This window comes from Vogesella margarita (genome assembly GCF_028548475.1).
GTDB lineage: Bacteria > Pseudomonadota > Gammaproteobacteria > Burkholderiales > Chromobacteriaceae > Vogesella > Vogesella margarita.
On sequence record NZ_JAQQLE010000004.1, the window covers coordinates 49,585 to 69,158 of the forward strand.

General features: G+C 65.6%; 16 protein-coding genes. 6 read left to right on the plus strand and 10 right to left on the minus strand.

Going from position 1 to position 19,574, the window contains the following annotated elements; translation table 11 throughout:
• Positions 1 to 7 precede the first annotated feature (7 nt).
• Together PQU96_RS06575 and PQU96_RS06580 are read right to left on the minus strand one after the other, a co-directional pair.
• The gene (locus PQU96_RS06575; RefSeq protein WP_272771475.1) at positions 8 to 772 is read right to left on the minus strand and encodes an IclR family transcriptional regulator; all 765 of its coding nucleotides are present in this window, start codon (positions 770 to 772) and stop codon (positions 8 to 10) included.
• A 2-nt stretch (positions 773 to 774) separates the two neighbouring features.
• Positions 775 to 1,017, minus strand: a complete 243-nt coding sequence (locus PQU96_RS06580) for a hypothetical protein (RefSeq protein ID WP_272771476.1) — start codon at positions 1,015 to 1,017, stop codon at positions 775 to 777.
• Here PQU96_RS06580 and PQU96_RS06585 point away from each other — a divergent pair.
• Entirely contained in the window at positions 997 to 1,536 is a 540-nt protein-coding gene (locus PQU96_RS06585; RefSeq protein WP_272758362.1) for a VOC family protein, read from the plus strand. The two genes, PQU96_RS06580 and PQU96_RS06585, sit on opposite strands and share 21 nt — an antisense overlap.
• Positions 1,537 to 1,721: 185 nt before the next feature.
• Entirely contained in the window at positions 1,722 to 3,683 is a 1,962-nt protein-coding gene (locus PQU96_RS06590; protein WP_272771478.1) for an acetoacetate--CoA ligase, read from the plus strand.
• Between the two features lie 78 nt (positions 3,684 to 3,761).
• Here the strand turns inward: PQU96_RS06590 and PQU96_RS06595 are convergent, their stop codons facing one another.
• From PQU96_RS06595 to cysS, 3 genes are all read right to left on the minus strand, one after another.
• Positions 3,762 to 5,405 carry an ArnT family glycosyltransferase gene (locus PQU96_RS06595; RefSeq protein ID WP_272771480.1) on the minus strand — a complete coding sequence of 548 codons (1,644 nt, stop codon included), beginning with the start codon at positions 5,403 to 5,405 and terminating at the stop codon, positions 3,762 to 3,764.
• Between the two features lie 94 nt (positions 5,406 to 5,499).
• Positions 5,500 to 5,715 carry a 50S ribosomal protein L31 gene (gene rpmE, locus PQU96_RS06600; protein ID WP_189373886.1) on the minus strand — a complete coding sequence of 72 codons (216 nt, stop codon included), beginning with the start codon at positions 5,713 to 5,715 and terminating at the stop codon, positions 5,500 to 5,502.
• Between the two features lie 125 nt (positions 5,716 to 5,840).
• Positions 5,841 to 7,211: a cysteine--tRNA ligase gene (cysS, locus tag PQU96_RS06605; RefSeq protein WP_272771481.1), complete on the minus strand. Its 1,371-nt coding sequence runs from the start codon at positions 7,209 to 7,211 to the stop codon at positions 5,841 to 5,843.
• A gap of 162 nt (positions 7,212 to 7,373) precedes the next feature.
• On the opposite strand from cysS, the gene PQU96_RS06610 reads away from it, so the two are divergent.
• Entirely contained in the window at positions 7,374 to 9,167 is a 1,794-nt protein-coding gene (locus tag PQU96_RS06610) for an ABC transporter ATP-binding protein/permease (RefSeq protein WP_272771482.1), read from the plus strand.
• Between the two features lie 164 nt (positions 9,168 to 9,331).
• Here PQU96_RS06610 and PQU96_RS06615 read toward each other — a convergent pair whose 3' ends face one another.
• Both PQU96_RS06615 and PQU96_RS06620 read right to left on the minus strand, forming a co-directional pair.
• The gene (locus PQU96_RS06615) at positions 9,332 to 9,676 is read right to left on the minus strand and encodes a RidA family protein (RefSeq protein ID WP_189352195.1); all 345 of its coding nucleotides are present in this window, start codon (positions 9,674 to 9,676) and stop codon (positions 9,332 to 9,334) included.
• Between the two features lie 101 nt (positions 9,677 to 9,777).
• A complete protein-coding gene (locus PQU96_RS06620) occupies positions 9,778 to 10,959 on the minus strand; it encodes a DesA family fatty acid desaturase (protein WP_272771483.1) in 1,182 nt (393 codons plus the stop codon).
• A gap of 158 nt (positions 10,960 to 11,117) precedes the next feature.
• Between PQU96_RS06620 and PQU96_RS06625 the strand changes: the two genes are divergently transcribed.
• Both PQU96_RS06625 and PQU96_RS06630 read left to right on the plus strand, forming a co-directional pair.
• Complete coding sequence (locus PQU96_RS06625) at positions 11,118 to 12,698, plus strand: YdgA family protein (protein WP_272771484.1); 1,581 nt, start codon at positions 11,118 to 11,120, stop codon at positions 12,696 to 12,698.
• 306 nt (positions 12,699 to 13,004) lie between these two features.
• Positions 13,005 to 14,042 carry an oxidoreductase gene (locus PQU96_RS06630; protein ID WP_272771485.1) on the plus strand — a complete coding sequence of 346 codons (1,038 nt, stop codon included), beginning with the start codon at positions 13,005 to 13,007 and terminating at the stop codon, positions 14,040 to 14,042.
• Between the two features lie 76 nt (positions 14,043 to 14,118).
• Here PQU96_RS06630 and PQU96_RS06635 read toward each other — a convergent pair whose 3' ends face one another.
• On the minus strand, positions 14,119 to 14,856 hold the full coding sequence (locus PQU96_RS06635; protein WP_272771486.1) for a response regulator transcription factor: 738 nt from the start codon (positions 14,854 to 14,856) through the stop codon (positions 14,119 to 14,121).
• Positions 14,838 to 16,856, minus strand: coding sequence for a PAS-domain containing protein (locus PQU96_RS06640; RefSeq protein WP_272771487.1), 2,019 nt, complete (start codon positions 16,854 to 16,856; stop codon positions 14,838 to 14,840). The genes PQU96_RS06635 and PQU96_RS06640 overlap by 19 nt, the downstream gene beginning before the upstream one ends.
• Before the next feature lie 210 nt (positions 16,857 to 17,066).
• On the opposite strand from PQU96_RS06640, the gene PQU96_RS06645 reads away from it, so the two are divergent.
• Positions 17,067 to 18,713, plus strand: a complete 1,647-nt coding sequence (locus PQU96_RS06645; RefSeq protein ID WP_272771489.1) for an acyl-CoA synthetase — start codon at positions 17,067 to 17,069, stop codon at positions 18,711 to 18,713.
• Between the two features lie 200 nt (positions 18,714 to 18,913).
• On the opposite strand, the gene alkB is transcribed toward PQU96_RS06645, so the two are convergent.
• On the minus strand, positions 18,914 to 19,561 hold the full coding sequence (gene alkB / locus PQU96_RS06650; protein ID WP_272771490.1) for a DNA oxidative demethylase AlkB: 648 nt from the start codon (positions 19,559 to 19,561) through the stop codon (positions 18,914 to 18,916).
• Positions 19,562 to 19,574 lie beyond the last annotated feature (13 nt).

Genomic DNA, 19,574 nt, shown 5'->3' on the forward strand with positions numbered 1-19,574 from the left:
CTGCCACTCAACCGCGATAGCCGATCTGCGCGGAGATGTCGGCCGCCGCGCTGCGCAGCCGCTGCGCGATCACCCCGTTCCAGTCCGAGGAAAACGTCGCCGCCGGCCCCAGCGTGGTCATCACCAGCGCCAGCTGGCCGGCGTGATCGAACACCGGCGCACTGAAGGCGTTGATGCCGGGCAAGGGATAGCCCACCGCGCGCGCCATGCCGCGCTCGCGCACCCGCTGCAGCGCCGACTGGAACGCGGCCTGCTCCTCGATACCGGCCTGCCGCGCCGCCATTTCGCTGGCGATCATCTCCTCGGTCAGCCGCGGCGGCAGGTAGGCGGCAAACACCTTGCCGGTGGCCGAATCCAGCAGCGACATCACCGTGCCGGTCCGCATATTGATGTGCACCACGCGATTGCACTCCTGGATGCGCACCACGGTCGGGCCGTGGTTGCCCCACACCGCCAGCGCCACGTTCTGCTGGATGTCCAGCGACAGCGCCGCCGCCCGTTCGGTGGCGATCTTGACCGCGTCCAGCTCGTGCAGTGCCACCAGCCCCATCTGCAGCGCGAACGGCCCCAGTTTGTACAGGCCGCTGCCCGCGTCCTGCTCGATCAGCCCCAGCTTGCCGAAACTCACCAGATAAGGGTGCGCCTTCGCCGCCGGCATGCCGGCCTCGCCGGCCAGGTCCTTCAGCATCATCGGCGCTCCATGGCGCACCAGCGTCTGCAGCAGGCTGCCGCCCACCTCGATTGATTGGATTCCGCGCCGGTCTTTTTCCATCGTTACCCCGTCTTGCCCGCTGGCATGGTCAGTGTTGTTGAAACGGCGGCAATTCTAGCATTTTCACCACGCCAGCAACGGCGATAATATTTGTTATTATCGAACAAATTGACCAATAACGAATTAATGGTTAACTTGCCAGCATCGCCACTGGCCGCCACCGCGATCAGTGCCAGACTGAAATCAGCGCCGCACCACGGCCACCGCTCACGGAGACAAGCATCATGCTGATCAAGAAAATCCACCACGTCGCCTATCGCTGCAAAGACGCCAAGGAAACGGTGGAGTGGTACGTGAAACACCTCGACATGAAGTTCGTGCTGGCGATCGCCGAGAACGAAGTGCCGTCCACCAAGGCGCCGGACCCGTACATGCACGTGTTCCTCGACGCGGGCCAGGGCAACATCCTCGCCTTCTTCGAGCTGCCGACGCGACCGCCGATGGACCGCGATCCGAACACGCCCAACTGGGTGCAGCATCTGGCGATGGAGGTGGATTCACTGGACACCCTGCTCGCCACCAAGGCCCGGCTGCAGGCGGCCGGCATCGACGTGATCGGCCCCACCGACCACACCATCTTCAAGTCCATCTACTTCTTCGACCCCAACGGCCACCGCCTGGAGCTGGCCTGCAATACCGGCACGCCGAAGATGATGCAGATGCTGGACGAGGTGAAGTGGGACATGCTCAACGAATGGGCGGAAACGCGGAAGGCGCCGCAGCACGCGCGCTGGATGCACGACGGCAGCTACTCCGAAGACTGAGCCTGCGCTTGCGGCCAAGCTTGCCCAAGGTTGGCCGCAACACCCTGCCAGTAGCGGCACGGATCGCGAGGTCGGCGACCTATACCGCAGGCATGGCTGTGCAGTAAACTTGCCGGCAAACAGCTTTCATAATAACGAACGACACCCTTGAGCGACCCCACACGCTACCCGAGGAGAGACTTGATATGCACGCAGCAGACCATCCGATCTGGCAGCCGTCGCCGGCCCGCCTGAGCGCGACCCACCTGACCGCCTTTACCCGGCTGGCGGAAACGCTGGACAACCAGCGCTACCCCGACTATTCCAGCCTGTGGCAGGCCAGCATAGAACACCCGGAGCGCTTCTGGAGCCAGCTGTGGGATTACGCCGGCGTGATCGGTGACAAGGGCAGCGTGGCGCTGGAAGACAAGGACGGCATGCGCGCCGCGCGTTTCTTCCCGCAGGCCGCGCTGAACTACGCGGAAAACCTGTTGCGCCGCCGCGATGACACGCTGGCGATGGTGTTCTGGGGCGAGGACAAGGTCAAACGCGAGCTGACCTGGTGGGAGCTGTCCGATCTGGTATCGCGCCTGCAGCAGGCAATGCTGGCGCACGGCATTGCCGAAGGCGACCGCGTTGCCGGCTACATGCCGAACATGCCGGAGACGGTGGCCGCGATGCTGGCCGCCAGCAGCATCGGCGCGGTGTGGACCAGCTGTTCGCCGGACTTCGGCACTGACGGCGCGCTGGACCGCTTCGGCCAGACCGCACCGCGCCTGCTGTTCTGCCCGGACGGCTACTGGTACAACGGCAAGCAGGTCGATATCAGCGACAAGATGCAGATCATCGCCAGCGGCCTGCCGTCGGTGGAAAAGGTGATCGTGGTGCCCTACCTGGAGCGCGCCGACGCCTTCGCGGAAACGGTACCCAAGGCCGTCACGCTGGAACGCTTCGTCGACAGCTTCGTCGCCAGCGAGTTGCTGTTCCGCCGCGTCGGCTTCAACCACCCGCTGTTCATCCTTTACTCCAGCGGCACCACCGGCAAGCCTAAGTGCATCGTGCACGGCCACGGCGGCACCCTGCTGCAGCACCTGAAGGAACACCAGCTGCATGCCGACGTGCACGCCGGCGACCGCCTGTTCTACTTCACCACCTGCGGCTGGATGATGTGGAACTGGCTGGTGTCCGGCCTCGCCAGCGGCGCCACGCTGATGCTGTTCGACGGCTCGCCGTTCGCCAAGGGCGGCCACATCCTGTGGCAGTACGCCGAAGCCTATCGCTGCTCGCACTTCGGCACCTCGGCCAAGTACATCGACGGCCTGAAGAAAATCGACCTGCAGCCGAAGCGCGACTACGACCTCAGCTGCCTGCGCGCGGTGTTCTCCACCGGCTCGCCGCTGGTGGCGGAAAGCTTCGACTGGGTCTACGACGCGATCAAGGACGACATCAACCTCGCCTCCATCTCCGGCGGCACCGACATCGTGTCCTGCTTCGCGCTGGGCTGCGCCAGCCTGCCGGTATACCGCGGCGAGCTGCAGTGCCGCGGCCTCGGTATGGCGGTGGAAATCTGGAACGACGCTGGCCAGCCGGTGGTCGGCGAAAAGGGCGAGCTGGTATGCACCAGGCCCTTCCCGTCGATGCCGGTCGGTTTCTGGGGCGATGACAGCGGCGAGAAGTACCGCAAGGCCTACTTCGAACGCTTCGACAACGTGTGGTGCCACGGTGACTACGCCGAGCTGACCGAGCACGGCGGCATGATCATCTACGGCCGCTCCGACGCGGTGCTCAACCCCGGCGGCGTGCGCATCGGCACCGCCGAGATCTATCGCCAGGTGGAAACCTTCGACGCGGTGCTGGACAGCATCGTCGTCGGCCAGCGCTGGCAGGACGACGAGCGCGTGGTGCTGTTCGTCAAGCTGCGCGACGGCTGCGAGCTGGACAAGACACTGCAGGCCGCCATCCGCGACAAGATCAAGAACGGAGCCAGCCCGCGCCACGTGCCGGCCAAAATCATCGCCGTCGCCGACATTCCGAAGACCATCAGCGGCAAGATCGTCGAGCTGGCGGTGAAGAACGTGATCCACGGCCTGCCGGTAACCAACCTCACCGCACTGGCCAACCCGGAGGCACTGCAGCTGTTTGTCGACCTGCCCGAGCTGCAGAGCTAGCATCTGCGGCCAACGTTAGCCGCAAGCGCATGCAAAACGCCACCGTCTCCGGTGGCGTTTTTTGTGGGTGGCGGCCGCTTACGGCAGGCGCTGCCACAGCACGAACTGCTCGCGCTTGTCGCGCGCGCGGTTGCCGCGCCAGCGCTCCTGCCAGCCCGGCAACGGCGCCTCGGCGTGGCGGTCGCGCACCATCAGCAACAGATTGCACGCCGGTGCGGCACCATCGGCGACCGGTTGCAGGCGCAGGCCGGCGTAGTACGCCCAGCTGATGCGCGCCAGCTGCTGACTGGCCGACACCGACACGCAGTGCTCGCCAGTCGGCATCGCACGCATCATGCCCTGCACCACCGGCTGGTAGCTCTTGGCGGCATCGAGAAAAGGCAGCCACAGCGTCATCAGCAGCCCCCACAGCAACGCGAGACCGGCGGCCCAGTTGGTCACCGCCTGGCGGCCGCGCAGATGGCGCCGCGTCACCGCCCAGCCCCATAGCGCGGTGGCGACCAGCGCCAGCAGCAGCGCCAGCCACGACACCTGCGGCTCGTAGTAAGGGCTGAAATAGCGGGCGCGCTCCGCCAGCTTGACCGGCCAGCCGAAGTTCATCGCCGCCCAGCCCAGCCACACCAGCAGCGAGAACAGGCCGAAGGCCATCAGGCCGAACCAGTTGAGGAAGGCGGCCGCGCCACGGCGCAGGCTGTCCAGCTCCACCGCTGCCAGCACCGCCAGCGGCAGCAGCAGCGGCATCGCGTCCTCGGTATTACTGCGGTTGGAGAAGGTCAGCAGCAGCAGGATCACCGCAAAGAACAGCAGCGGCAGCTGCAGCATCGGCAGCTCGTAGCGGCGGTTCTTCCATAGCGTCCATGCCGCCAGCGGCCACGCCGGCCAGCCGTACCACAACACCAGCTTCGGGTAGTAGCCGAACTCGTGGAACAGGCCCAGGCTACCGAAGCCGTCCAGCGGCCCTAGCGCGTGGAACTGCCACCAGGCATGGAACACCTCCGGCGCACCGCGATACAGTGCCAACGGCCACAGCGCCGCCAGCGGCAACGCGAACAGCAGCGCCATCAAGAGCGTGATGGCGTAGCCCTTGTTGCGCCAGCTGGCGAAGGCCGGCAGCATCAGCGCCACGCTCCATACCAGCAGCACCGGCAACAGGCTGGTGGACAGGAACAGCACCACCGTCGCCGCGCCGAGGATGGCGCCGGAGAGCGCCGGCGCCCGCCGCGTCAGCACCAGCGCGTACAAGGCCGCGGCATAACCGGCAAAGCCCGCCACCACCGGGTTCATCTCGTGGCCGGTGACGATCAGCCCCAGGCAACCGATCAGGATCAGCACCACGCTGCGGCCATGGCGTCCCCCAATCAGCTCGCGGCCAACCCCGCCGGCAAAGGCGAGGCCGATGGCCATGAACAGTGGCGTCGCCAGCCGCGCGGCGTCGTGCAGCGGCAGCAGCCACGGCGACAGCAGCCGCGCGAACAGCGTGGCCACCCAGTAGTACAGCGGCGCGCTGTCGAGATAGGCCTGGCCGTCGATCGCCGGCAACCACCACGGCCCGCCGGCCAGCATGTGCTGTACCACGGCGGTAACGTAGGGTTCGTCCGGCTTCCACGGCGTGTGCCCCAGAATGCCGGGCCACAGCCAGGCAAAGGTCAGCAATAACAAGAGCCACGGTTTTTCGGTGGCGGCAGGCAGGCGGGACTGGGAAGAGTCGCTATAGGTCAGCATGGGACAGCCGTACTCGGACAATGGGCTTCAGGATAAACCGGAACAACAAAAAAGGCAGCCGTGGCTGCCTTTTTGCGGACTGCTGCAAGCGTGATTAGCGCTTGAAGAAGCTGCCGAACTTCTGGTTGAAGCGGTCAACACGGCCAGCGGTGTCAACGATCTTCTGCTTGCCAGTGTAGAACGGGTGGCACTCGGAGCACACTTCGATATGGAAGGCGTCTTTAGCCATGGTGGACTTGGTCACGAAAGTGTTGCCGCAGGAGCAAGTCACGTTCACTTCTTTGTAGTTCGGCTGGATGTCAGCTTGCATGGTCTTTTCCTTTTCAATCGGGCGCAGGGGTTTTGCCTGCGCTTCATCTAAAACGCAGCATTATCCGCACTTGGTAATGGTTTGGCAAGGGTTTGGCAAGCAAATGCTGGCCGCGCCCTTCGTGCTCAGGCACGGCGCCAGGTGGTGGTGCCGGCGCTGTCTTCCAGCACGATGCCGGCAGCGGTCAGCTCGTCGCGAATGCGGTCGGACTCGGCCCAGTTCTTGGCGGCGCGTGCATTCTTGCGCGCCTGGATCAGCGCCTCGATCTGTTCTGCCGACAGGCCGTCGCCGGCCTCGCCCTGCAGGAAGGCTTCCGGATCGCGCTGCAACAGGCCCAGCACACCGGCCAGGTCCTTCAGCAGGCGTGCCTGCTGCACGTCGCGGCTCTTGTTGACTTCGCCGGCCAGCTCGAACAGCACGGAAATCGCCTCGGAGGTGCCGAAGTCGTCGTCCATCGCCGCCTTGAAACGCGCCGCGTAGGCGTTGTTCCAGTCGATGCCGCCGGAAGCCGGCAGCTCCAGACCGCGCAAGGCGGTGTAGAGACGGGTCAGGCCTTGCTTGGCGTCGTTCAGGATGCCGTCGGTGAAGTTGACCGGGCTGCGGTAGTGGCTACGCACGATAAAGAAGCGGATCACCTCGCCATCGAAATGGCCGAGCACGTCGCGGATGGTGAAGAAGTTGCCCAGGCTCTTGGACATTTTCTCGCCGTCGACGTTGATGAAGCCGTTGTGCATCCAATAGTTCACGTACTGCTGGCCGTGCGCGCCTTCGCTCTGCGCGATTTCGTTCTCGTGGTGCGGGAACTGCAGGTCCTCGCCGCCGCCGTGGATGTCGAAATGCTCGCCCAGGTGGTGGCAGCTCATCGCCGAGCACTCGATATGCCAGCCCGGACGGCCGGCGCCCCAAGGGCTTTGCCACTGCGGCTCGCCCGGCTTGGCCGCTTTCCACAGCACGAAGTCGTGCGCGTCGCGCTTGTTCGGGTCCACCTCGACGCGCTCGCCGGCGCGCAGGTTGTCCAGCGTCTTGCCGGACAGCTTGCCGTAGCCGTCGAACTCGCGCACCGCGTAGTACACGTCGCCGTTGGCCGCCGGATAAGCCTTGCCGCGGGAGATCAGCTTGCTGATGATGTCCTGCATGCCGCCGATGTGGGCGGTGGCGCGCGGCTCGAAGGTTGGCCGCAACAGGCCCAGCGCCTCGGTGTCGGCGTGCATGTCGGCGATGGTTTCTTCCACCAGCGCCTCGGCGCTGATGCCGCGCTCGGCGGCGCGCTTGATGATCTTGTCGTCGATGTCGGTGATGTTGCGCACGTAGGTGACGTCGTAACCGGAGGCGGCGAACCAGCGGTAGATCACGTCGAACGCGGTCAGCATGCGCGCATGGCCGATGTGGCACAGATCGTAGACAGTCATGCCACACACATACATCTTTACCTTGCCGGGTTCGATCGGGTTGAATGCTTCTTTTTGGCGGGTCAGTGTGTTGTAAAGATTAAGCATGACTGGATGAGCCTGTGCAGTTGGTTATTGGTGAACCGCTATTGTAGCAAAGCTGTCAATCACCCCGCAGCGGAGTTTGCCGCTGCCCCGCCCGCGCAAAAAACGCTATGCTGGCGGCCATATCCAAACGGATTTTGCATTACCGCACCATAAGGAGAACCGATGAACTGGAGTCAGGAACTGCTGCAAAGCGCCATCTGGCTGGGCGAGGCCACCGCCATCACGCTCGTGGCATCACTGTTGCTGGGGATCGCGCTGGCGCGCACCACGGTGTGGGGACGCCAGTTCTGGCGGCTGGCGGCACCGTTTTTCACCCCGCGCGTCAGCGGCTGGCGACCGTTGCTGAGCCTGGGCTCCATCCTGCTGATCACGCTGGCCGGGGTACGCGTCAACGTGCTGTTCTCGCGCTGGTACAACGATATGTACAGCGCGCTGCAACAGCTGAACGTGAAGCTGTTCTGGGCCTCGATGCTGATCTTCGGGGTGCTGGCGGCGGTACACGTCGGCCGCTCGCTGCTGGAGTACTACCTGCGCCAGGTCTTTGCCATTCACTGGCGGGAGTCGCTCAACGAGTACTTCCTCGGCAAGTGGCTGGACAAGCAGGGCTACTACCGCAGCCAGCATCTGGCCAAGCCGGCGGATAACCCGGACCAGCGTATCCAGCAGGACATCAGCAGCTTTGTCGGCTCCTCGCTGTCGCTGGCGATGGGGGTGATCGACGCGCTGGTGTCCACCTTCGAATTCACGCTGATCCTGTGGGGGCTGTCCGGCATGTTCGCGCTGTTCGGCGTCGAGATCCCGCGCGGGCTGGTGTTCATGGTCTACATCTACGTGATCGTCGCCACGGTGCTCGCGTTCCGCATCGGCAAGCCGCTGATCCGGCTCAACTTCCTCAACGAAAAATTCGGTGCCGACTACCGTTACGCACTGGTGCGGCTGCGCGAGTACGGCGAGAACATCGCCTTCTACCGCGGTGAGAAGGTCGAAGGCACCACCCTGCGCCTGCGCTTCCGCCAGGTGATCGGCAACGCCTGGGACATCGTGCACCGGACGCTGAAGCTGTCCGGCTTCAACCTGATCGTCAGCCAGACCGGGGTGATTTTCCCTTTCATCCTGCAGGCGCCGCGCTTCTTCTCCAAGCAGATCACGCTCGGCGACATGGTGCAGACCTCGCAGGCCTTCGGCCAGCTGCAGAGCAACCTGTCCTTCTTCCGCAGCGCCTACGACGAGTTCGCCGGCTTCAAGGCGGTGCTGGATCGTCTGACCGGCTTCATCGACGCCATCCACAGCGCCGACCAGCTGCCAACACCGCAGCTGACACCGCAGAACGAGGGCCTCAGCGTGTGGCAGCTGACGATCCGCACCCCGGACGGCAAGCCGCTGCTGGCCGAGCTCGGCTTCAGCCTTGGCGCCGGCCAGGCGCTGCTGATCCGCGGCCCGTCAGGCAGCGGCAAGACCACGCTGCTGCGCGCCATCGCCGGGCTGTGGCCGCACTGTGACGGCCACATCCAGCGCCCGCCGCAAAGCGAGGTACTGTTCCTGTCGCAGCGCCCCTACCTGCCGCTGGGCAGCCTGCGCGCGGCGCTGCACTACCCGCATCCGGCCTCGGCCAATACCGAGCGCGCGGCGGAAGTGCTGCGCTCGGTGCAGCTGGGCCACCTGATCGACAAGCTGGACGAGGAAGCCGACTGGGGCCGCATCCTGTCGCTGGGCGAGCAGCAGCGCCTGGGCTTCGGCCGCCTGCTGCTGGCGGCGCCGAAGGTAATCTTCCTCGACGAGGCGACCTCGGCGATGGACGAAGGGCTGGAGGAGGCGCTGTACCACCTGCTGCGCACTCGCCTGCCGCACGCCACGCTGGTCAGCGTCGGCCACCGCAGTACGCTGCTGATCCACCACCAGTTCACGCTGACGCTGCGCAGCGGCGGCGAGTGGAAGCTGGAGTCGCTGAGCGAATAAGCCGGCACCAGGGTTGGCCGCAACGCGTTGCGGCCAACCTTGCCCTGTTCCAGCCGTGTACGGATAGCGGAAAAGTCCGACCCGACAGAATGCAAAAGGCCGCCGGCACCCATGGTGCGGCGGCCTTTTTGCGCGGCGATCAGACTGCCGGCGCCATGCCGGTCTTAGCGGCTGGCGACGATGCGGATCTCGATCTTCCAGTCCGGATGGGCCAGTTTCGCCTGTACCGTGCAGCGCACCGGCGCATTGCCTTCCGCCACCCAGGCGTCCCACGCCTCGTTCATGGCGTCGAAATCGGCGAGATCGGTCAGGAAGATGGTGGCTTCCACGATCTTGCTCTTGTCGCTGTCCAGCTCGGCCAGCACGGTGTCGATCAGGCCCAGGGTCTCGGCGGTCTGCGCGCGGGCATCGCCCTGCCCGCTTTCCGGTACCTGCACGGTGTAGATCAGGCCGTTGACGACCACGGCCTCCGACATGCGCTTGCCTGGTTTGTGACGATACAGACTCATTGCGACTCCCGAATAAACAGATAATGGACACTGGCGCCGTTCGGCGGCACCAAACAAAACGCCGGAGACTCGCTCCGGCGTCGGGTCAGACAATAGCGGGTTCAGGCTACCGAGGCGCGGCGCAGGCTCAGCGAGAAACGCTGCAGCGATTCGATACCGCTGGCCTCGGCGCGGGCGCACCAGTCCTGCAGTTCCTTCAGCAGCTCGTCACGAGTCAGCGACGAGCGCTCCCACAGGCGCGACAGCTCCTGGCGCATCGAGTACACGGTATGCAGCACCTGGCTCTTTTCCAGCACCACAGCCAGCTGCTCGCGTTCCTGCGCCGGGGTGTCCTTGGCGTCCTGCTTCAGCCACACCTTCATCTTGCGTACCAGCTGCGGCGCCTTCAGTTCCGGCAGGTGCAGCTTTTCCACCTCGCTGCGGTACACGTCCTTCAGCTCGCGGGCGTAGCGCGCGGCCACCGCGTAGCGGTTGGCGATGATCGCCTGCAGGTGTTCCAGATCCAGCTGCTGGGCACGCTGCTCTTCCACCAGCCGCGGCGCGACCTTGCGCACCTTGGCGAGGCCGCAGATTTCCAGAATGCGGATGTACATCCAGCCGATGTCGAACTCGAACCACTTGTACGACAGCTTGGCCGAGGTACCGAAGGTGTGGTGGTTGTTGTGCAGCTCTTCGCCACCGATCAGGATGCCCCACGGCAGCACGTTGGTGGACGCGTCTTCGTTCTCGAAGTTGCGATAGCCCCAGAAGTGGCCGATGCCGTTGATCACGCCGGCGGCGAAGAACGGAATCCACGCCATCTGCACCGCCCAGATCGACAGGCCGGCCGCGCCGAACAGCAGCACGTCGATGGCCAGCATCAGCAGGATGCCCTTGCCGGTGTGCTTGGTATACAGATTGTGTTCCAGCCAGTCGTCAGGCGTGCCGTGGCCGAATTTTTCCATGATGCTGCGGTCCTTGCAGGCGGCGCGGTACAGTTCGGCGCCTTCCCACATGACTTTCTTGATGCCCAGCACTTGCGGGCTGTGCGGGTCTTCCGCCGTTTCGCAGCGTGCGTGGTGCTTGCGGTGAATCGCCGCCCATTCCTTGGTCACCTGGCCGGTAGTCAGCCACAGCCAGAAACGGAAAAAGTGGCTAGGAATCGGGTGCAGGTCCAGGGCGCGGTGCGCTTGATGACGATGCAGGAAGATGGTCACCGACGCGATGGTGATGTGGGTCAGAACCAGCGCCACCACGATATAACCCCACCAGGGCAGGTCGATCAGACCGTTAAGCCATTCCATTCGTAGTCAAACCTCATTGTTTTAACAGAGATAACGCACCATTTTACACAATTCGCCGGCGTAAACGGCAAAAGAATCGACAGTCGCCAGCGTACCGATTCGTCACACCGGCGCGGCTATTGTAAGATACGCAGTCATTTCGTCACTCAGGCCGGATCGTGAACGTCAACAAGCACGCTATCAAACTCACCGCCGCCGCTGTCGCCGGCACTTTTGCTTTCTATGGCGCTTTTTCCTACTGGGCCGGCATCAAGGCCGAGGAAACGCTGACAGAGCAACACCAGATGATTGCGGCGATGTCGGTGTTCAAGGTCAAGTCGCACCAGTACCAGCGCGGCTGGTTCTCGTCGCAGGAAACCACCGAGCTGGAATTCAACCAGGAACTGCTCGGACCCTATATCGGCCTGCTGCCGGAGAACGTGCGCCCGCTGTTCCAGGGCATCATCCGCTACCACCACGACGTGGCACACGGCCCGCTGCCAGGCCTGCTCAGCGGCCACTTCAGCCCCGGGCGCGCCCGCGTCGAAACCACCTTCGACATGAGCGAGGGCACGCGCAAGACACTGCAACGCTTCTTTGGCGACGCCGAGCCGATCACCGTGGTCAACCACCTCGGCCTCGCCGGCGGCGGCGAGCTGAGCGTGTCGGTGCCGAAATTCGACTACGAGGAAACCCTGGCCGGCGTGAAGATGACCTGGCGCGGTTTCGACCTGCGCCTGAACTACGCCGACGGCTACAAGGAATACCAGGCCGAGTCGGTGTCACCCGGCTTCGTGCTGGAGGCCGGCCCCAAGGGCCGCTTCAGCTTTGACAACATCCGCTACCTGTCCGACGTGCGCCCGGGCAACACCGGCGTCAAGCTCGGCACCGGTGAGCTGTCGGTGGCCAATGTCCACCTGAAGTGGAACGAAAGCATTCCGTACAGCATCAAGCTCAACGAGCTGATCCACCTGGTCAGCCGCGTACGTGTCGGCGAGTTCATCAACCCGAGCGGCGAATTCCGCCCGTCGAACGTCGAACTGAAGAACCTGAAATACCAGATCGTCACCAGCGAGCAGGAAGAATTCATCAACACCCGCGGCAAGCTGGATTTCGACACCTTCAGCTACAACGACAGCGTGTACGGCCCGCTGAAGCTGGACATCTCCGCCAATCACCTGCACGGCCCGACGCTGGTGAAGCTGGACCAGGCCTTCACGCGCATCCCGTTCGAGGAGAAGGACCCGACGCAGCTGCGCAAGCGCTACATCGAGGCGATCACCAAGCAGGGCCTGCCGCTGCTGATCAACGATCCGAAGATCATGATCAACACCTTCTCGCTGCGCATGCCGACCGGCGAGGCCAAGCTTGACGGCCAGATCGCGCTGCAGGGGTTGCAGGAAAGCGACCTGAAGACGCCGCTGGAATTCATCAAGCGCTTCATCGCGCTGCTCAACATCGAGCTGCCGCGCCAGACGCTGGAAAACCTGGTGGTGGCGCAAGCGCGCAACCTGTTCACCGTCGACGCCAGCGCCGAAGAGCAGCCGGATCTCGGCGAAATCGACAACCTGGCCAAGAGCCTGCTCGACGCCCAGCTCAGCGAGTGGAAAAGCCAGAAGCTGATCTCGGAGCAAAACGGCCAGCTGGCCACCAAGATCGATTTCAAGAACGGCGCGCTGCTGGTCAACAGCACCCGCGTCGCCCTGCCGTGGGAAGAAGAGGAAGATCCGGCGCCGCCGGCCGCCTCGGCCGCCCAGTAAGAGCCTGTTCAAAGTCTCGCGAGCAAGAGCGAGACAAGGCGAAAGCGCCTGAGGAAGCGGCGTTTAGCTGGATATAACCAGCATGCAGAAGGCGCTTTTAACGCCGTATCGCCCCATTGAGATCAGTCGCAGCAGACATTGAACAGGTTCTAAGGCCTGCGGCCCCGTATCACGACACGGGGCTTTTTCTTGCCCGCCGCCCCGTCATGCCATGCCCTTAAAACGGCAGCAAGCACGCAATGAATCCCGCCGGCAGCCCCCCTTGAACTAGGCTGAAAGCAGAAACCCACCGGAAGACCGTACACCATGAGCCTGCCCCTGAATGTCGCCCTGATCGGTTACGGCTACGCCGGCCGCACCATCCACGCCCCGTTGCTGCGCGCCTGTCCGCAGCTGTGCCTGCATACCATCGTCAGCAGCAAGGGCGAACAACTACTGCACGAACATCCGGACAGCCGCGTACTCAGCGACGTGGCGCTGGTGCTGGCCGATCCGGACATCGACCTGGTGGTGATCGCCAGCCCCAACGACAGCCACTTTCCGCTGGCGGCGGCGGCGCTGGCGGCCGGCAAACACGTGGTGGTCGACAAGCCATTCACGCTGACCTCGGCCGAGGCACAGGAGCTGCAGGTGCTGGCCGGCGTGTACCGGCGCCAGCTGTCGGCCTTTCACAACCGGCGCTGGGATGCCGACTTCCTCACCGTGCGCCAGCTGCTGCAGGACGGCACGCTGGGCGACATCGCGCTGTTCGAGTCGCGCTTCGAGCGCTACCGGCCGCAAGTGCAGGCGCGCTGGCGCGAATCCGCCGGCGCCGGCGGCGGGCTGTGGTTCGATCTGGGCCCGCACCTGCTGGACCAGACGCTGCAGCTGTTCGGCCGGCCGCGCACCATCCACGCCGACTTCGCCGCGCAACGCTGCGGCGCCGTCGCCACCGACTACTTCCACGTTCAGCTGCACTACGGCCGGCTGCGGGTGCGGCTGTCGGCCAGCAGCCTGATCAGCGGCGGCGTGCCGCGTTTCGCGGTGCACGGCACGCTGGGCAGCTACGTGAAGTACGGGCTGGACACCCAGGAAGCGGCGCTGAAGCGCGGCGAGGCGCCGGGCTGCGCCGGCTGGGGCGAGGACCCGCTGCACGGCCTGCACTACTGGCAACAGGATGGCGAGGAGCACGGCGACGTGGTGCCGACCGTAAACGGCGACTACCGCCACTACTACAGTGCAGTGGCGGCGGCGATCCGCGGTGAAGGCGCCAACCCGGTGCCGGCGGACGACGCGATCACGGTGATGCAGCTGATCGAGCTGGGACTGGACAGCGCCCGCAACGGCCGCGAGCTGCTGGTATAAGACCACGCTGCAAAACGCTTGCGGCCAACCTTGATACCAAGGTTGGCCGCAGGCGTTTTGTCCTGACGCAGACGCGCTATTCCCACACCACGCTGCTGACGAACAGGTAGCCGGCGCCGTACACGGTCTTGATCAGGCGCGGATTGTAGGAGTCGTCCTCCAGCTTGCGCCGCAGCCGCGAGATGCGCACGTCGATGCTGCGGTCGAACGGCGAGATGTCGTTCTGCCCCAGCAGCTGCTCGCGCGGCAGCACACGGTTGGGCCGCTCCAAAAAGCGCAGCAGCATCAGCCCCTCGCCGGCGCTGAGCGGGCGCTCGCTGCCGTCCGGCGCGTACAGCGACAGCCGCGCCACGTCGAAACGCCAGCCGGAGAAATGCGCGACCCGCTGTCCAGCCGCGTCGCCGGTTTCGCCCGGCGCCTCGCAGCGGCGCAGGATGCTGCGCACCCGCGCCACCAGCTCGCGCGGCTCGAACGGCTTCATGATGTAGTCGTCGGCGCCGCTTTCCAGCCCCATCACCCGGTCACCGACGTGACCTCGGCCGGTGAGGATGACCACGCCGCATCGGTGGCGCTCGCGGATCTGCCGCAGCAGCGCCATGCCGTCCATGTCCGGCAGGCCGAGGTCGACGATGCACAGGTCCGGCGTCTGCTGCCGCAGCCGTTGCAGGAAGGCCTGACCGGTGCGGAACGACTCGTGACGAAACTGGTATTCCGCCAGCACGCCGCTGATCAGCCGCGCCACCGTCAGATCGTCCTCCACCACGTAGATCAGTTTTTCGGGCGGCACCGCCGTCGTCAGTTCGTTCTGGGACACAACATCACCTCGTCAAGCATCCGGCCCAGCTGGGCCTCGGTAAAGGGTTTGGCCAACAGCGGAATGTCGCGGGTTTGGTCATCCGCCCCCTCCGCCGGCGCAGCGTAGCCGCTCATCAGCAGGATGCGGATCTCCGGCCGCTGCTGCCGCGCCAGCGCCGCCAGCTGGCGGCCGCCGAGCCGGCCCGGCATCACGATATCGCTCAGCAGCAGGCCGATGTCGGCGATGCTGGCCAGCAGTGTCGCCGCCTCGTCGCCGTTTTCCGCCTCCACCACCGGGTAGCCGAGTGCACTCAGCTGCCGCTGCACCACGCGCCGCACCTCCGGGTCGTCTTCCACCAAAAGCACCAGCGGCCGCTCGCGGCCACCGGCCCGGCCGCTGAAATCGAGCAGGCCGTGTGGCTGCGCCGTCGGCGTGGTGCGCGGCAGGCGCAGGCTGAACACGCTGCCGCCCCCCGGCTGGCTGCTGACGCTGACCTGGCCGCCGGACTGGCGCGCAAAGCCGTACACCATCGCAAGCCCCAGGCCGCTGCCGCTGCCGAAGCGCTTGGTGGTGAAGAACGGTTCGAACACGCGCAACTGCACCTCCGGCGTCATGCCACAGCCATTGTCGGTCACGTCGATGCGGATATAGTCGCCGGCAGCCAGCTGCCACTCGGCGGCGGCGCGTGCATCCAGCGTCTCAACGTTGGCCGCAATCTGCAGCCTGCCGCCGTCCGGCATCGCGTCGCGCGCGTTCAGCACCAGGTTGAGGATGGCGCTTTCCAGCTGGTTGGCATCGGCCATCACGTAGTCGTGCTCCGCCGCCAGATGGCAATCCAGCACGATGTTTTCCGGCAGCGAGCGCTGCAGCAGCTGCATCATGCCGCCGATCAGCTCGCCGATCTGCACCGGCTGCGCCATGAGCGGCTGCTGGCGGGCAAAGCCAAGCAGCCGCCGCACCAGCTCCACCCCGCGTCCGGCGGCGTGCAGCGCCGGGTCGAGATAGTCCAGCAGCGCCGGCTGCGGCGACAGGCGGCGACGCAATTCGCCGAGGTTGCCCAGCACCACGGTCAGCATGTTGTTGAAGTCGTGCGCCATGCCGCCGGACAGCTGGCCGATGGCCTCCATCTTCTGCGCCTGCACCAGCGCCGCCTGGGTCTGCTTCTGCTCGGTGATATCGAAGGACAGCACGAAGCAGCCCAGCACTTCGCCGTCGGCGGCGATCTCCGGCACCAGCGTGCTGCGCGCGAAGATGGTGCTGCCGTCGTCCTTCTCCATCGAGTATTCGTAGCTGACCTGCTGGCCGGTCAGCGCCGCCTCGACATAGCGCTGCACCGCGGCGTAGAACTTGCTGCCCAGCGCCTGCGAAATGTGGCGCCCGCTCATCTGCGCGCTGTCGCGGCCGAACCAGTCGGCGTAGCCCTTGTTGGCGTAACGGTAGATCTGGCCGTGGTCGAAATAGGCGATCAGCGCCGGAATGGTGTCGGTGATCAGCCGCAGCCGCTGTTCGCTGCGCTGCAAGGCGGCGGCAAGCTGCTCGTTGGCCAGCTGCGCGGCACACAGCTGCTGCCGCGCCCGCTCCAGCTCGCGCCCCGCAGGGTCCGACGGCGGCGGTGCCTGACGGGCCGCAGCCTGCTCCGCGCTCAGCGCGCTGTAGAGCGTGATGAAACCGCCCTGCGGCAAGGGCGCGCCGCGCACGTGCAGCAGCGAGCCGTCCGGGCGCCGGCGCTCAAGCTCATGGCGCTCGAAACGCTGCGCGCGCACTACCCGCTCCGCCACCTGCAATTCCGCGTCGCCGGGGCCGTACTCACCGCGGCAGGCGTTATAACGGATAAAGGCCTCGAACGGCGTGCCGAGCGCCGCCAGCTCAGGCGGGAAATCCAGCAGCGTCAGGAAGCGCTGGTTGCAGGCCACCAGCCTCAGCCCGGCATCGAACACGGTGACGCCCTGCTCCAGCAGGTCCAGCCCGGACAGCAGCGTGGCGCCGAGTGCGGTCTCTGGCGACGGGTGTTGCATCATCACGACGTTCCTTGGCCAGAAAACACTGGCATAGCGGGTAAAAGCCCCATTTTAGAGCAGCGGCACCACAAAATGCCCTGTGGCAACGATTCGTTACATTTGACACAAAGTTGCGCAAGGTTTTGCCGCAACCATCGTCCAGATAACAGTCGGCGCCGCCCTGCCCCGGGCCGGACGGCACGACACAAAGCCGCAACACAGGAGAGCCGGATGTCAGAAGCACGCAAACCGTACCAGATCGGTCTTTGCAAGACCGCCGCCAATTTTACCGCGCTGTCGCCGCTGGGTTTCATCGAGCGCGCCGCCAGCGTCTACCCGGAACACATCGCCGTCATCCACGGCAGCCTGCAGCGCAACTGGCGCGACACCTACGCCCGCAGCCGGCGCCTCGCGTCGGCGCTGCAACGCCACGGCGTCACCCCCGGCGACACCGTCGCGGTGATGCTGCCCAACATCCCGGCGATGGTGGAGTGCCACTTCGGCGTGCCGATGTCCGGCGCGGTGCTGAACACCCTCAACACCCGGCTGGACCCGGAGGCGATCGCCTTCATGCTGCAGCACGGCGAGGCGCGGGCGCTGATCACCGACCGCGAGTTCAGCTTCACCATCGCGCCGGCGCTGGCACTGCTGGAGACGCCGCCGCTGGTGATCGATGTCGACGACGCGGAATACGACGGCCCCGGCGAGCGCCTGGGACAGATGGAGTACGAGGACTTCCTCGCCGGCGGCGACCCGGACTTCGCCTGGCAGCTACCGGCCGACGAGTGGGACGCCATCGCGCTGAACTACACCTCCGGCACCACCGGCAATCCGAAGGGCGTGGTCTACCACCATCGCGGCGCCTACCTCAACGCCATCAGCAACATCGTCGACTGGGGCATGCCGCACCACGCCATCTACCTGTGGACGCTGCCGATGTTCCACTGCAACGGCTGGTGCTTCCCGTGGACGGTTGCGGCCAACGTTGGCACCAACGTCTGCCTGCGCCGCGTCGATCCGCGGCTGATTTTCGAGCTGATCAAGCAGCACAAGGTCAGCCACTATTGCGGCGCGCCCATCGTGCATACCATGCTGATCAACGCGCCGGCCGAGTGCAAACAGGGCATCGACCACCCGGTCAGCTGCCTGGTGGCCGGCGCCGCGCCACCATCGGCGGTGATCGAGGGCATGGAGAAGCTCGGCTTCAACATCACCCACGTCTACGGCCTGACCGAAACCTACGGCCCGGCCGCGGTCTGCGCCAAGCAGCCGGCATGGCAAGCACTCGACCTGTCCAGCCGCACCGAGCGCAACGGCCGCCAGGGCGTGCGCTACACCATGCAGCACGGCATGACGGTGCTGGACCCGGAGACGATGCAGGAAGTGCCGCACGACGGCGAGACCATGGGCGAGATCATGTTCCGCGGCAACCTGGTGATGAAGGGTTACCTGAAGAACGAGGCCGCCACCGCCGAGGCACTGGCCGGCGACTGGTTCCACACCGGCGACCTGGCGGTGATCCAGCCCGACGGCTATGTGAAGATCAAGGATCGCTCCAAGGACGTGATCATCTCCGGCGGCGAGAACATCTCGTCGCTGGAAGTGGAAGACGTGCTGTGCCGCTTCCCGGACGTGATCGCGGCGGCGGTGGTGGCACTGCCGGATCCGAAATGGGGCGAGGTGCCGTGCGCCTTCATCGAACTGCGCGAAGGCGTCAGCGGCGACGAGGCGGCGGTGATCAAACACTGCCGCGCCCACCTCGCCCGCTTCAAGGTACCCAAGCGCATCATCTTCGGCCCGATCGCTCGTACCTCGACCGGCAAGATCCAGAAATTCCTGCTACGGCAGCAGACCAACGCCATCGCTGCCATCGAGTAAGGCACAAGGTTGGCCGCACGCTGCGGCCAACCTTGTCGCGCTTCCCCATGCCGCACGACCGTGTCAGCCACGCCGGTCAGGTCATATAAACCAACGCCGTGCCCCTGCCTGTGGGGCGCGGCGTTATTGCACGAGCGGATGCCGGACGGTATTGGCGGCGCGAGACGTGCGACCGGGTACGGCCGGGTCCAGGCCCGCCGTCAGCGCGCCTTGCGGAAGGTGAGGTTGATGCGCTGCGCCCCCAACTGAGGATGGCTGCCCGGCTGCAGCGGCAGCACGCCGTGGTAGCGCAGCCGCGCCGGCCCGCCCCACACCACCACGTCGCCGTGCGCCAGCGGCACCCGTTGCGCGCGGTCGCTGCGCTGCATGCCGCCAAACAGGAACATCACCGGCAGGCCCAGCGACACCGACACGATGGGCTGGCCGAAGTCGCGCTCGTCACAGTCCTGGTGCAGCGCCATGCGCGCGCCCGGCTGGTAGCAGTTGATCAGGCAGGCATCCGGCACAAAGCCGGCAAAACCGGCGGCCGCCGCCGCGCTAGCAGCCAGGCGCAACCAGTCCGCCGGCAGCGGCGGCCACGGCAGGTTGCTGGCCGGGTCCTGCGCCGCGTAACGGTAGCCGCGGCGATCGCTGACCCAGCCGTAGTCGCCGCAACTGCTCATCGCCACCGACATCGGCTGGCCGCCGGGGGTGAGCATGTGGCGCAACGGCGCCTGCGCCAGCAGCACCGGCAAGGCCTGCAGCAGCGCCGTCGCGTACGGCAGCGCAAAGCCGCGCAGCACCAGCGCGCCATCGCCGAGCACCTCCTGCCAGTCCGGCGCCGGGTCGGCAAACAGGTCGGCCGTCATCGTCCGCATGCCT

Coding starts and splice junctions, on each gene's coding strand:
- PQU96_RS06590 (WP_272771478.1), top strand. CDS start 1,722: ATGCACGCAGCAGACCATCCGATCTGGCAGCCGTCGCCGGCCCGCCTG.
- PQU96_RS06575 (WP_272771475.1), bottom strand. CDS start 772: ATGGAAAAAGACCGGCGCGGAATCCAATCAATCGAGGTGGGCGGCAGC.
- PQU96_RS06595 (WP_272771480.1), bottom strand. CDS start 5,405: ATGCTGACCTATAGCGACTCTTCCCAGTCCCGCCTGCCTGCCGCCACC.
- PQU96_RS06610 (WP_272771482.1), top strand. CDS start 7,374: ATGAACTGGAGTCAGGAACTGCTGCAAAGCGCCATCTGGCTGGGCGAG.
- PQU96_RS06615 (WP_189352195.1), bottom strand. CDS start 9,676: ATGAGTCTGTATCGTCACAAACCAGGCAAGCGCATGTCGGAGGCCGTG.
- cysS (WP_272771481.1), bottom strand. CDS start 7,211: ATGCTTAATCTTTACAACACACTGACCCGCCAAAAAGAAGCATTCAAC.
- PQU96_RS06645 (WP_272771489.1), top strand. CDS start 17,067: ATGTCAGAAGCACGCAAACCGTACCAGATCGGTCTTTGCAAGACCGCC.
- PQU96_RS06585 (WP_272758362.1), top strand. CDS start 997: ATGCTGATCAAGAAAATCCACCACGTCGCCTATCGCTGCAAAGACGCC.
- PQU96_RS06630 (WP_272771485.1), top strand. CDS start 13,005: ATGAGCCTGCCCCTGAATGTCGCCCTGATCGGTTACGGCTACGCCGGC.
- rpmE (WP_189373886.1), bottom strand. CDS start 5,715: ATGCAAGCTGACATCCAGCCGAACTACAAAGAAGTGAACGTGACTTGC.
- alkB (WP_272771490.1), bottom strand. CDS start 19,561: ATGACGGCCGACCTGTTTGCCGACCCGGCGCCGGACTGGCAGGAGGTG.
- PQU96_RS06640 (WP_272771487.1), bottom strand. CDS start 16,856: ATGATGCAACACCCGTCGCCAGAGACCGCACTCGGCGCCACGCTGCTG.
- PQU96_RS06620 (WP_272771483.1), bottom strand. CDS start 10,959: ATGGAATGGCTTAACGGTCTGATCGACCTGCCCTGGTGGGGTTATATC.